9 protein-coding genes are annotated in these 13104 nt (G+C 56.2%); 8 read left to right on the top strand and 1 reads right to left on the bottom strand.

The annotated features are described in order from the left end of the window. Window positions 1–35: 35 nt before the first annotated feature. Entirely contained in the window at window positions 36–797 is a 762-nt protein-coding gene (locus tag E8F20_RS03575) for an SDR family oxidoreductase (protein ID WP_280282477.1), read from the bottom strand. Between the two features lie 257 nt (window positions 798–1054). On the opposite strand from E8F20_RS03575, the gene E8F20_RS03570 reads away from it, so the two are divergent. The 8 genes from E8F20_RS03570 to E8F20_RS03535 all read left to right on the top strand — a co-directional run bounded on the left by E8F20_RS03570 (window position 1055) and on the right by E8F20_RS03535 (window position 13048). Continuing rightward, window positions 1055–2653 carry a winged helix-turn-helix domain-containing protein gene (locus E8F20_RS03570; protein ID WP_280282476.1) on the top strand — a complete coding sequence of 533 codons (1599 nt, stop codon included), beginning with the start codon at window positions 1055–1057 and terminating at the stop codon, window positions 2651–2653. A gap of 971 nt (window positions 2654–3624) precedes the next feature. Continuing rightward, a complete protein-coding gene (locus E8F20_RS03565; RefSeq protein WP_280282475.1) occupies window positions 3625–5415 on the top strand; it encodes a hypothetical protein in 1791 nt (596 codons plus the stop codon). Between the two features lie 133 nt (window positions 5416–5548). Then, entirely contained in the window at window positions 5549–6562 is a 1014-nt protein-coding gene (galE, locus tag E8F20_RS03560; protein ID WP_280282474.1) for a UDP-glucose 4-epimerase GalE, read from the top strand. Next, window positions 6559–7710 (top strand): glycosyltransferase family 4 protein, encoded by a 1152-nt coding sequence (locus E8F20_RS03555; protein WP_280282473.1) that lies wholly within the window; start codon window positions 6559–6561, stop codon window positions 7708–7710. Before galE ends, E8F20_RS03555 begins: the two co-directional genes overlap by 4 nt. Before the next feature lie 24 nt (window positions 7711–7734). After that, complete coding sequence (locus E8F20_RS03550) at window positions 7735–9000, top strand: ABC transporter ATP-binding protein (RefSeq protein WP_280282472.1); 1266 nt, start codon at window positions 7735–7737, stop codon at window positions 8998–9000. Continuing rightward, window positions 8997–10709, top strand: coding sequence for a sulfotransferase (locus E8F20_RS03545; RefSeq protein WP_280282471.1), 1713 nt, complete (start codon window positions 8997–8999; stop codon window positions 10707–10709). The genes E8F20_RS03550 and E8F20_RS03545 overlap by 4 nt, the downstream gene beginning before the upstream one ends. A 17-nt stretch (window positions 10710–10726) precedes the next feature. Further along, window positions 10727–11452, top strand: a complete 726-nt coding sequence (locus E8F20_RS03540) for a glycosyltransferase family A protein (protein WP_280282470.1) — start codon at window positions 10727–10729, stop codon at window positions 11450–11452. A 99-nt stretch (window positions 11453–11551) separates the two neighbouring features. Next, entirely contained in the window at window positions 11552–13048 is a 1497-nt protein-coding gene (locus E8F20_RS03535; RefSeq protein ID WP_280282469.1) for a glycosyltransferase family 4 protein, read from the top strand. Window positions 13049–13104 lie beyond the last annotated feature (56 nt).

Genomic DNA, 13104 nt, shown 5'->3' with positions numbered 1-13104 from the left:
GATCACTTCGTCGGGTTGATTCGTACACGGGAGACTCAGCGCCCCGCTTGGGCTGTTTGCCGGCCGAGCCAGTCCTCGAAGCGAATCGCGCCGAGGCGCGGGTTCTTGCCAGGGGTGAGCGATTGATCGTCGAGAATGGAGCCGAAGTAACGGGCGCGCACGTCTGGCACGACCTTGCGCGTGTCCTGCGATGCCCGCAGGAAGCGCCGGATCAGTTCGTCGAGCGGCATGGCCTCGGGCCCGGCGACTTCGACCGAGCCATTGACTGGCGTTTCGAGCGCGACATCGGCGAGCGTTGTCGCCACGTCGTCCGACGCCATCGGCTGGATCAGCGCCGGCGACAGGTGAAGCTCTTCGCCGACGATGGCCGACTGCGCAATACCGCCGACAAACTCGAAGAATTGCGTGGCATGCAGGATGGTGTAAGGAATGCCGGACGCCTTGATCAGGTTCTCCTGCGCGACCTTCGCCCGGAAATAGCCGCTTTCAGGAAGCCGGTCGCTCCCTACGATCGAGAGCGCAACATGGTGGCGAACACCCGCGGCCGCTTCGGCAGCCAGCAGGTTACGACTCGACGTTTCGAAGAAATCGAGGACGGCCTGGTCCTCCCACGACGGCGCGTTTGCCACGTCGACGACGACCTCGGCTCCCTCCATCGCTTGGGTCAGGCCCACGCCGGTGAAACTGTTAACGCCCGTGCTGGGGGCGGCTGCGAGTACGTCATGGCCGCGCTCGCGAAGGATCTTCACAAGTTTCGATCCGATGAGGCCGGTGCCTCCGATGACGACAATCTTCATGGGGTCTCTCCGCTTCTCGACGGCAACCATTGCTGTCGGTTTAGAGAGAGGGTGCCTGCTCCCCCCTGGGAAGTCCTTGTGCCGGCCTTGAGTTTTTCGTTGGAGAAGCTTGGTTTTTTGTCCAGAACCCACTGCTGGAGCGGCATACGTCCTGGACGGTGCAGCTCGCCAATCCCTGCCGTATCATCCATTGCAGAGACCAACCAGCAGTCGCCTCGGACAGGAAAGCCAGGGCACGCGTCCAGGGGATACTGACGTTGCAATTCGCGTTTGGAGACTACGTGCTTGATCAGGAGCGCCGGGAATTGACCCGGCGCGGGCAAGTCGTGGCAGTCGGGCCACAGGTCTTCGATCTGTTGCTGCAACTGGTCAGAAACCGCGATCGCGTGGTCAGCAAGGATGACCTGCTGCAGGCCGTGTGGGGCGGCCGGATCGTCTCGGAATCGACGATCACCAGCCACATCAATGCGGTTCGCAAGGCCATCGGCGATACCGGCGAGGAACAGCGCCTCGTTCGGACGGTCGCCCGCAAGGGCTACCGCTTCGTCGGTGAGATCAGGGCCAGCGAGATCGGGGAAGCGCGACAGCCTGACCGGCCAGGCAGCGGCGAATTCGCGCCCGTCGACCCGCAGGAAGCGCCTCCATCCGCGCTCGTCCTCCCGGACAAACCCTCCATTACCGTCTTGCCCTTCCAGAACCTGAGTGGCGATCCGGAGCAGGATTACTTCGCCGACGGCGTGGTGGAGGACATCATCGGCGCCCTGTCGCGTATCCGCTGGTTGTTCGTCATCGCGCGCAATTCGAGCTTCACCTACAAGGGCCGGGCAGTGGACGTTATGGACGTCGGCCAGGAACTCGGTGTGCGCTACGTGCTGGAAGGTAGCGTGCGCAAGTCCGGGAACAAGGTGCGCATCACCGGACAGTTGATTGATGCGACGACCGGGACACATCTCTGGGCGGAGCGCTTCGAGGGTACGCTCCACGACATCTTCGAACTGCAGGATCAAATAGCCGAAAGCGTCGTTGGCGCAATCTCGCCGCAACTCGAGCGGGCGGAAATCGAGCGTGCCAAGCAGAAACCAACGGAAAGCCTGGACGCCTACGACTATTACCTGCGCGGCACCGCGAAGTTGCACAACGGCACCCGGGACGCCATCGAGGAGGCGCTGCGGCTGTTCTACAAGGCCATCGAACTCGATCCGGAATTTGCCTCGGCCTATGGCATGGCGGCCTGGTGCCATTTCTGGCGCAAGTTGAATGGCTGGATGAGTGACCGAACGCTAGAGATCGCCGAAGGCGCTCGGCTTGCACGTCTGGCGGTGGAACTGGGCCGCAATGATGCGGTAGCACTGACCCGCGGCGGGCATGCGCTGGGCCATCTCGCTGGCGATATCGATAGCGGCATAGCGTTGCTCGACAGGGCCCGCCTGCTTAACCCCAACCTCGCCCCAGCCTGGTACCTGGGCGGCATCCTGCGCGCGCTGCGCGGTGAAACAGACACTGCGATCGAGAACCTGACGCACGCCGTTCGGTTGAGCCCGCTGGATCCGGAAATGTTCAGGATGCAGGTAGGGATGGCGCTCGCGCACTTCTTCGCCGGGCGCTTCGATACCGCTGCAGACTGGGCGGAAAAGGCGTTGGGAAATTTGCCCAGCTTTCTGGCCCCCGTGGCCCTGGTGGCGGCCAGTCATGCGCTCGCCGGACGAATGGACAAAGCGCAGCAGGCAATGCAGCGCCTACGCCAGCTGGACCCCTCGTTACGCCTCTCCAACCTGACGGACTGGCTGCCGATCAAGCGGTCTGAGGACCTCGCACTGTTCGCCAACGGACTGCGCCTGGCGGGGTTGCCCGAATGACACTGCACCGATTCGCCCGCTCCGATTTCTCACAGTAGGTCAGTGTCGCAGCGATTCGTTCGTGTCCGGGGGGAGGGGCGATGTGCTGTTCATTGGGATGACGGCTGGCGGAAGCGCCACCCTGTACGCGATTCCAACCCCTCTCGCCCACAAGTAGCGCAGCGCATAGAACAACCAGACAAGCACGGACACGTAGGGTGGGTTGAGGCACGAAACCCATCGGTGTAAAGGATCAGTTTCGCCTTCACGATCAAGCCTCAGGTCCGGCCGCCAGCGAAGCTCGTTCGCCGATGAAGTTCCGGCGGCCTTTTACATGCTGCGTGAACTGCAGCAGCTCAGTTCGCTCTGACTCAGCAAGCGCTATCGGTATGGCGGGGTGGCCTGTCTTCATTACCTGCTCCTTCAATGGCGATTTAGATTGCCTGTAAGTGAGCACAGTATGAATGGACGTTTTGACCCACTACACCAGGGCAAAAAGATCCCTGGCCTCATCTATAAGAAAGTCGAGCCTCCAACTGATTGGAGTGATTTCTCTTGGTTGTTTTTCTCGAGTGACTCGAGTTCTCTGCGTTAAGGGAAGTCTTGTGTGGTAAAAATGATTGTTGGTTGTTTGTTTTTTGTGGTTTTCCTACGTATCTTGGCTATGCCTTTGTCGTTATTTTACCGGCGGCTGTAGGAATTTTCCTTAATTTTGCTAAAGGCTCGAAAATCATCTGAGTTGGGTTGTTTGGTTGGTTTGTCGAGTATATAAAACCGCTCGTTGGTGTCAGGTCGTAATGAAAGGCTTGGTACTGATTCGATTGGTGAGTCGCTTGAAGTCGCTTTTTAGCTCTAGGGCGGTTATGTCTTTCGAATAAAAGTTATGTGTCGTGCATGGCTTTTCGATTTGTTCAGTGGGGTCGTGATTGATGTCGGCTTCGTGGACATTCGATTGATTTGCTCAACTCTACGCCTCAAGGAGTCATTTCCCTATGTTGAAAAGAACGCTACTCGGCGCTGCTGTTGCTTCGGCCCTCTTTGCTGGAGCTGCTACTGCGGGTGTCGTCGCAATTACTTCGAGCCCCTCTCTGGAAGCCAACTCGCCGGGTGCGCTCGAGCAGTATGCGTCGCCGCAAGCCAACTACAAGGCGGGTTTGAGCGTTGAAAGTGGTGCCGGTCTTGAGAGCGCTGCTGCGAACATTACCTTGGCTCAGGAGATCTTCGGTAACAAGTCAGAAGAGTCCACCTTTGAGCTTCCTAGTGTCACGTATGTTATCGATCCGACCAAAGCCGCAATGGCTGAAGAAGGTCACACAGTCAAGCTGACCCTGGGTCGAACTGCCGTGCGGTTCGCCAAGGCTGTTACGCCAAACCAGATCCAGATTGCAGGTTTAGCTGAGGGTACAGGCTTCACTATCGCTACCGGTAGTGGTTCCTCGGATAACGTACTTGAACTGCGTTTGAATCGGGAGGGTGCGGATCAAGTCAAGCGATCCCATACTATCCATTTTAACTTCCGTACGCCTAGCAGTCTGGATAGCACGCCGGCTAAGGTCACCAATATGCGTGCCCCACTCCAAGGTGACGCAACCTTTGTATCGGGCTCTTGGAACCCGAAGGTCAGCTTGCTTGAAGATCCGCTGAACGAGTTGCGATTCGAGGTAACGGTCTCTGCGCAGTTCGACACCACTACCGGCACAGTGGGGGGTGATCCGGCAAATAATGACTCTGCCGAGCCCCTGAAGATCTTCACGTCTCTTCCGGCCGTTTACTGGGATGTGCTGAGCACAAATCAGTACGGGCAACACCGTGTTCTGCATCCGCTGGATCTGAACAACCAGGATCGGTCTTTCGATGCCAGCGTCTCGGTCGGTAGTGCCAACAGCGCGTCTTATGGCAGTAACTATGCTCGCCTTGGTGCAGTAAGGCTCGGTATCAACAAGGATGTATTGAACGAGGCTGGTCGTACCGTCTTTGGTTTTGCAGGCGGTGACAAGGTTACTAGTACTTTGACTGGTAACTTCAGTGGCATCAGTGACGTTGGTATTACTTCCCAGACCTGCGAAGAGTTTGCTGCGGCCCCGAGCGCTGCCGTCAAGTACTGGAACGCTGCTGCCATTAAGGCAGCCTTAGATGGACAGGGAAATGCAACACTGCCGGTCAGCTTCGATAATGCCAATATCAACCAGGTCTACAACGTCTGTGTGAAAGCCTCCGGGTCTGTGCCCATGCAGGCATTGCAGCGGTTCGATGTGGGTGACCTAAAGGTCGATTTCGAGAACGTTCGATATGTGGATCGAACCATTCCAGGCAACCGACTCGATGAGTTCTGGAAGAACAGCTGCGTAGCCAGCCTGTTCAACCTGCCGAGTTCCAGCGTGTCTGACCAGTTTTTCATTCGTCTGACCAACACTAGTGATGATGGTCGCAATGGCAAAGTACGCGGCATTCTGTTCGACCAGAACGGCAAACGCTATCCGGCTACCGGTAGCAGTTATCTGGTTGATAGCACCGGCAAGACTGAGCTCAAGGCGCATGAAACGGGCGTCTATACCGTGGCCGAAGTCGCCAAGGCATTTGGTGTCGATGGTTCCAGTTGGAATGGCGCTAACGGCAGGGCGCGTCTCGTGCTCGAGGGTGAGTTTCCAACTTGTGAAGCGCTGGGTCTGATCCGCTCCGCCAACGGCACGATCACCAATATGACGTCCACCACTCAAGGAAACTTCAACGAAGACGGCTCCTCTACCTCTGAGAACCACAAGGCAGGTAACAATCGCAACTAATTTGCTAAAAGGGAGGCGATCTTAGATCGCCTCCATCTATTTTTTTGGATATGGAAGTAGGTCGTTAAAATGTGCTTGCTCTGGGTTTTTGTTTGAAGGTTTTTTCTAGGGTGAATTTTGTGCGGATGTGAGTATGCGTGTACTGGTAACAGGGGGGGCTGGATTCATAGGTTCTCACGTTTCGGTGGATCTAGTGCAAAAGGGAGCGCATGTCGTTGTGCTTGATAATTTGACAAATAGCTCTATCAAATCAGTGTCGCGGGTGGAAAGAATTACCGGGGCCTCCATTCGGCTAGTCGTGGGCGATGTTCGAGATCAAATTCTTGTAGAGAACTTACTGCTTGGGGAGGAGATCGACTCCGTTATTCATCTGGCGGGACTGAAGGCGGTTGGTGAGAGTTGCGAGATGCCCCTTGGGTATTATGAGAATAATGTCCAGGCGGCGGTTTCTCTTTTAAGGGCTATGGAGAATTGCCGGGTCTTTAATTTGGTATTCAGTTCGTCTGCGACTGTGTATCGAATGCCTATGCCATTACCTCTTTCTGAAGACTCTCGCGTGGGTAAGTGCAATAGTCCTTATGGTCGGAGCAAGTTCATGGTTGAAAGCATGCTCCATGATCTTTCCCGCGCTGATCCTCGTTGGTCAGTTGCGTTGCTGCGTTACTTCAATCCGATCGGTGCACATGAAAGCGGACTTATTGGAGATGACCCAAATGGGATTCCCAATAACCTGCTTCCGTTTGTAGCTCAGGTTGCAATTGGGCGTCTAGGAAAGTTGGTCATCCATGGCGGTGATTATCCCACTGCCGATGGTACTGGCGTCAGGGACTATGTCCATGTTTGTGACCTCGCATCCGGACACGTCAAGGCTCTCGACTACCTGGAACGCCACGCCGGTTGCCATACCTGGAACCTTGGGACTGGCATCGGATACTCTGTCTTGGAGGTTGTCGCGGCTTTTGAGCGTGTGTCCGGTAAGCGCATTCCATATGAGATATCGGCGCGTCGCTCGGGTGACGTGGCAGCCTGTTGGGCGGACGTTTCTAAGGCAAAGCGCGAGCTTGGCTGGAAGGCGGTGCGCGGGTTGGATTGCATGGTTGCTGATGCGTGGCGCTGGCAGTCCAAGAACCCTAGTGGCTACGCATGAACGCTTTTTCTTCAGAGCGAGAGTTTCCGTTCCGCCGATTGGCGCTCGTATCCAATCAGGCCTTTTCACTATGCAATTTCCGGAGTGACTTCATTCGCGAAGTTGTCGGCAGAGGAGTACAGGTATACGCATTTGCGCCGGACTACGAAGCTGAGACGCGAAGCCGGGTAGAAGCGCTAGGTGCTATCCCTGTTTCATTCTCACTCTCGCGGGCGAGCATGAATCCTGCGAGGGAGCTTCTAATTGTCCTGAAGCTGATGCGCAAGTTTTCGGAACTGAACGTGGACGCAGTCTTCAGTTTCTTCATCAAACCTGTTATTTACGGCGGAATTGCTGCTTGGCTTGCCGGAATTCCGTTGCGTTACTCAATGATCGAAGGTGCGGGATATGTGTACTCGGGCGACGGGCGCGATTCTATTCTTCGTCTCTTTCTTCGGCATATTGTCACTCGCGCGATTAGGTTGAGCCTTGGCTTTTCCCGGCGTGTTTTTCTTTTGAATCAGGATGACTTCAACCTGTTCATTACACCGAAAATGGCGCGCTCCGGCAAAGTGGTGGTACTTCCCGGCATTGGTGTTGACCTTGACTACTTCTCTCTCAGCCCGGCCGTGCAGGCGCCTATTACTTTCGTCCTGGTCGCGCGTTTGCTCAAGGAAAAGGGGGTCTATGACTTCGTTGCGGCTGCTCGCCTCGTGAGATCGAGGAACAAGTTCGTACGTTTCCTGATTGTAGGAGGTATCGACCAGCACCCTAGTGCAGTTCCCTACGCAGAGATTAGACAGTGGGTTGATGAGGGCCTGATACAGTGGCCCGGTCATGTTGCAGATGTAAAGACCTGGGTAGGAAATGCCAGCGTATTCGTCCTCCCGTCGTATTACCGGGAAGGGCTGCCGAGAAGTACTCAGGAGGCCATGTCACTGGGTAAGCCGATCATCACCACGGATTGGATTGGCTGTCGAGAAACCGTCATGGATGGTGTGAACGGATTCTTGGTTCCGGTCAGGGACCCGACAAGTTTGGCTGCAGCCATGTTCAGGTTCATCGAGCGACCAGCCCTAATCAACAGCATGGGTGCAGCCAGTCGTTGCCTTGCCGAACAGCGCTACGACGCTTCAGTCATCAACAGCACGGTTTTGTCGGCACTGTAAGTTTGATCTTCGTAGGCGAATCCTATGCGAATACATGAACCCGCGCTTGTTGTTAGCGGAGTCAGCAAGTGCTTTAGGGCTTATCAGTCTTCCCAGCATCGCTTACTGCAAGCCTTGTTCGGTCGGCGACGAAAGCTCTATGACGAGTTCTGGGCATTGCAGGACGTTAACTTCCGGGTGTCTCGCGGTGAGGTCGTAGGCATCATAGGTCGCAATGGATCAGGGAAGTCCACGCTGCTTCAAATTTTGGCTGGCACGCTGCGGCCCACTAGCGGCCAAGTTGCCCGTTCAGGGCGCGTTGCTGCCTTGCTTGAGTTAGGGGCGGGGTTCAATCCTGATTACAGCGGGCGAGAGAACATCCTGTTCAATGCGCGGCTGCTGGGTCTGTCTAACCAGGAAATCATGGAGAAGCTTGAGGCCATCATCCGCTTCGCCGATATCGGAGCTTTCATAGATCGGCCGGTCAAGACTTATTCCAGTGGAATGTTCGTGCGCCTGGCCTTTGCCATCAGTGCTCATGTGGACGCTGAACTACTGATCATTGACGAGGCTCTGGCAGTGGGTGATGCGGCGTTTCAATTCAAATGTCTCACCAGGCTCGAACAGTTGCTCCAACAAGGTGTCACCGTTTTGCTGGTGTCCCACGATGTCCAAATGATCAAGAGCTATTGCAGTCGGGCGGTGTATCTGCGTGATGGGGTCGTAATGTTCGATGGCGATTGCCAGATGGCAACCGAACTCTACCTTCGCGACAGCGTCGAAACCGATCGCGCTGAGCTGGCCTCTGGACGCATGCAGCCGTCGAAGGCACTAGGTTGTGATGGTATTGGCTATGGCAATGGACTGGGTCATATCGATTTGGCCCGGATGGGCGTGGGAAGTCAGGTACGCGACTACTTCGAGTCCGGGGAGCGGATCTGGATCGAGTTACAGGCCTATGTGGGAGTCCCTGTATCTGTTCCCAAGATCACGCTGACCATTCGTGACCAGCGTGGCTACAACTTGTACGGCGTAAGCAATCTGTTGCTAGGCACCCCATTGAGTGTCGAGCCGGATGGCAGCATACGCACGCGCATCAGCTTTAACTGCGATCTACAGGCGGGTGAATACGCGGTGACTCTTCGCTTGGAGCGATCCTTGTCCGAGTCACTTTGCGAGCTATTGGACAAACAAGTGAGTGCGGCCACGTTTACCGTCATGAATCCCCGCAAGCATTTCGACGCCGTGGTCAATCTGCATGGCGCCTTCGAACCCATCACCTCATTGACTACATGCGGGACGTCATTGTGAAGTCTTCCAACCCGACAGCCGTTACGCTGGTTTTCGTCGTCCATGGTGGCGAGCTAGAAGTCAAGGCAGCCATATTGGCGGCATCGCTGCGCAAGGTGTTTGGCTTTTCAATCACTATTCTTGCCGCCTTGCCTGTTTCGTCTTCATCATGGGGCAACTTGAGCGATGCATCCCGACGCCTTTACCGACGTCTATCTATTCCCCTGATTCCGATCGAGAACCCTTTCGGCACCCGCTATCCCATCGGCAATAAGTTCTCAGCGCTGGCGCTTGGGCCGGAAAGTGGGCACACGCTGTTTCTCGACAGTGACATGATTTGCCTGAGGGCGTTCGACTTAGAGCTATTCTGCAACGTCGATGCCGCCCTCAAGCCCGCAGACATGGCACTCGTGCCGAGCGAACTTGGCTATTGGCGCTTCCTCTACATAAATGCCGGGCTGGAACTGCCTGATAATCGGGTCGTGACCACGTGTACCGAAGAAGTAATACCGGCGTACTTCAACGCTGGGTTCATTCTGGTGCGCAATGCCAGGAGTTTCTCCCGACGTTGGTTGGAGATTGCAGAGCAAATCGATGGCGATGCAACCATAAGCCACAAAATGCCTTGGCTGGACCAGTTGGCACTACCGGTCGCCTTGAAAGCAGAGCGATATCGCACTCGCATACTGGGTGAACGGTTCAATTACCCTCTTCATATCAAGACGTTACCGGCTGATGGGGTGTTGCCGTACTTGTGTCACTACCACGACTTTGGTTCACTGGTTCGTGAGCCCGAGGTGCGCGCCAGTCTGACTATGTTGCTGTCTACCTTCCCTGAGCTGCGAGAAGTAGTGTCTGCAAACGGTGACTGCCATCTTTCACAGCTCCAGCCTCATTTCCCACGACCGCATGCCGGGGCTCGCGAGCCCATCCCTGCAACGCACGCTGATCTGGTCCTGACTGGTATTCCTCGTAGTGGGACGAGCTACCTCTGTCGCCTGCTTTCGGAACTGCCGGACACCGTCGTACTCAATGAGCCGCCCCAGGTACTCGATTTGTTGAAGGCCACTCCTTCGCCCTGGGCGTTACCGCGCTACTACGCAGAATTGCGACGCGACATCCTGTCTGGGAAGCCGGTACCGAACAAGCATGTGGACGGGCAACTAATTGACGATACTGCTCGTGGAGTCGACCAATCCTCGGATTATTTCCCCTCTGTGTCCGGTCCGTCGTTTCGCCTGGCAACCAAGAACACGCTGGGTTACCTGTCGCGTCTGCGGCTGATTCGCAAGGTAATGCCCAAGGCAATGTTCATTGTGTCCATCCGACATCCCTACGACACCTTGAGTTCTTGGTCGAGCACGTTCCAACACCTGCGCCACGCCGACATCGCGAGTCAGCCGTTGGGAAATCCCGATGACCCTTGCCTAACGGGTTGGCAGCGCAAAGCACTGCTAGCCATCATCGCCACTGAGAGTTTGCCGGTTCGGCGTGCGCTGTGGTGGCGATACTTGGCATTGCAGGTCGAGGACGCGGCGGACTTTGCCCAGGTGTTGCGGTACGAAGACCTGGTTGAGGCCCCAGGTAGCGAGCTTGAGGCATGCATACGCAGTCGCATCACAGTTTCTTCGAAGCCAAGGGCTTGGTGCAAAGGGCTTGCGCTCGACGAACAAGACCTTGTGGCAAGCATCGTCCATGATCTCGCAGAACGCTTCAACTACAGCCTGTAATACCAGGAGTGCTGTCTATGCCTGATATCAGTTTGGTCATGAACTTTCATGCCGAGGGAGTACAGGCTCATTGGAGCCTGCTGGGGTTTCAGCGCATGCGTGACCATGCGTTGCGCTGCAATCTAAATGTGCAATTGATTGCAGTGCTCGATCGGTCCGATGCGGACACCCGGCGCATGGTGAGCGGGCATCCGGTGTTGTGCGCGGGAGACAAGGTTCTTGAGGTGGAGCACGGTGATCTGGGACTCTCGCGAAATGCGGGCGTGGCGTGCGCCGATGCCTTGCATGTCGGCTTTTTGGATGGCGATGACTACTGCTCGGCGAACTGGTTGGTGGAGGCGCTGCGCGCGGCGACCGCTGCAGGCAACTGCATCGTGGTCCATCCCGAATACATCCTCAGCCACGGCACCTGCCAATTGATTGGTCGATCGGTTGACCAGCTCGTCGAGGATTATCCCCTAGATAGCTGCTTCAAGCATCACCCTTGGGTTTCGGTCGTGTTTGCGGCGAAAACCGTGTTCCTGGAGATTCCCTATCGGGAGACTCGAGTGCTGGCAACCGGCTATGGGTACGAAGACTGGGATTGGAACCTGCAAGTCGTGGCGTCTGGCCGGAAGCATACCCTGGCCGCGCAGACCTGCCTGTTCTATAGACGCAAGGACCAGTCGATGCTGGTTGCCATGAATGCACGCAAGGCATTGGTACGGCCTGGTCCATTCTTCGACGGTCGGCCGTTCGACTGAGCCGTCCTCGTCAAGAGTTCATCCAAGCATACTGGCGTATGCGCTATTCAATATCGCGCCTTCGACTTGGTGGCGTTCTGTTTGTAGGTGAGTCATCACATGAGTTTCGAGTACAGAGTCAAAGCCTGTGCCGTGCACCTGTTGCAACCCCTTTATCGACCTCTGCTTGGTGAACTGCGTCGTTTTCTATCCGATCGGCAAGTGCAGCGATTCCAACGGTTGTGCGAGCGCATCAGAGACCGTCTGGCAGAGGACTCGACGCAACATTCCGCGGTCGCGCCTGCGTTACTCCCTGAATGGATCGTGGAGGAGATGAAGGCCTTGGCCGGAATTGAGCCCGGACTGTATCCATCTGAGGAGAAAATGTGCAGTTTCACGTATTGGACGGCTCCAATCGACAATGCTGCGGGGCAGCTGTATCGAGCATGCGTAGCTGATTTTCTCGAACCGGCGCCGGATATAGTGTTCCTCATACCGCATCTGCAGCGTGGGGGAGCTGATCTTGGGATACTTCATCATGTTCGGCTTTGTACCGAGATGGACATGCGTGTGACGGTCGTGACGACGCGGGATGTGGTTTCGCCTTGGCTCAATCGACTGCCGGAACAGGTTCGGGTAGTCGAGTTCGGTAGGTTGGGCCACCTATTGAACGAGTTGGATCGACGGCTTGTGTTGATTCGGCTGTTGCTGCAATGCCCAGCGAAACGCATTCACCTTATTAACTCCCAACTGGGGTGGGAGGTACTAGAAAACTATGGAAAACCGCTGCTAGCGGAAGGTAAGCGCATCTACGCCAGCCTGTTCTGCGATGACATCGACGTTGACGGGGTGCGGTGCGGCTATGCCAGTGAGTTCCTACCAATGACCTGGGGACACTTGGCAGGACTGTTCTCCGACAACCAGACCTTCCTAGACGAGATCATCGCACGTGATGGGTTTCCGCGTGAGCTGACCCATCTACTTTACTTCCCTACCGATATCCGTCATGACCAAAACTTCGCGAGGGGGAGCACCATCCTCTGGGCAAGTCGGATTGCGCCGCAAAAAGGTCCTGAACTGCTCTACGAAATTGCGCTTGGGTTGCCGGAGTTCATATTCGATGTCTACGGCGAAGCGGATGCCGCGTGCAATCGGAGCCTGTTGAGAAAGTTGAAACGCCTGCCCAATGTTCGTCTGCAAGGGCGCTACGAATCTTTCGAGGCGCTTGTCCGGAGTGGCCATCACTCGATGTTGTTGTACACCTCACGCTACGACGGGCTGCCCAACGTCCTCCTCGAGGCCGCCGCAGCTGGACTGCCCATCGTGGCCGCCGATGTTGGAGGTGTTGCCGAGTTCATCCGTCACGACACGGGCTATCTGATAGGAAAAGAGGCTACGGCCGAGGACTTCGTGATGGCGATCAGGCGCCTGCTGGCGGATCCTGTGCAAGCCATGCGCAAGGTCGAGTGCGCCCGCGATCTGCTGGAACAGCGACATGCCTGGCGCTCATTCACACAAGCAGCCTGCGCGATACCGGGGTATCTGGCCGCCGATGAGCCACTCACTCCGGCTGCAAAGCAGACTGCACCTGGGCAAATTGTGCATCAGGGACGCTAAGGCCTGTGTTGTTCGAGCCACTGCTTCGATTGATGTTTGCTGTCCGCCCAGCGCTT

Source organism: Pseudomonas sp. BN415 (assembly GCF_029871195.1).
Lineage (GTDB): Bacteria > Pseudomonadota > Gammaproteobacteria > Pseudomonadales > Pseudomonadaceae > Metapseudomonas > Metapseudomonas resinovorans.
Note: the sequence above shows the minus strand (reverse complement) of the source record. Positions and strands in the feature narration are given on the sequence as shown.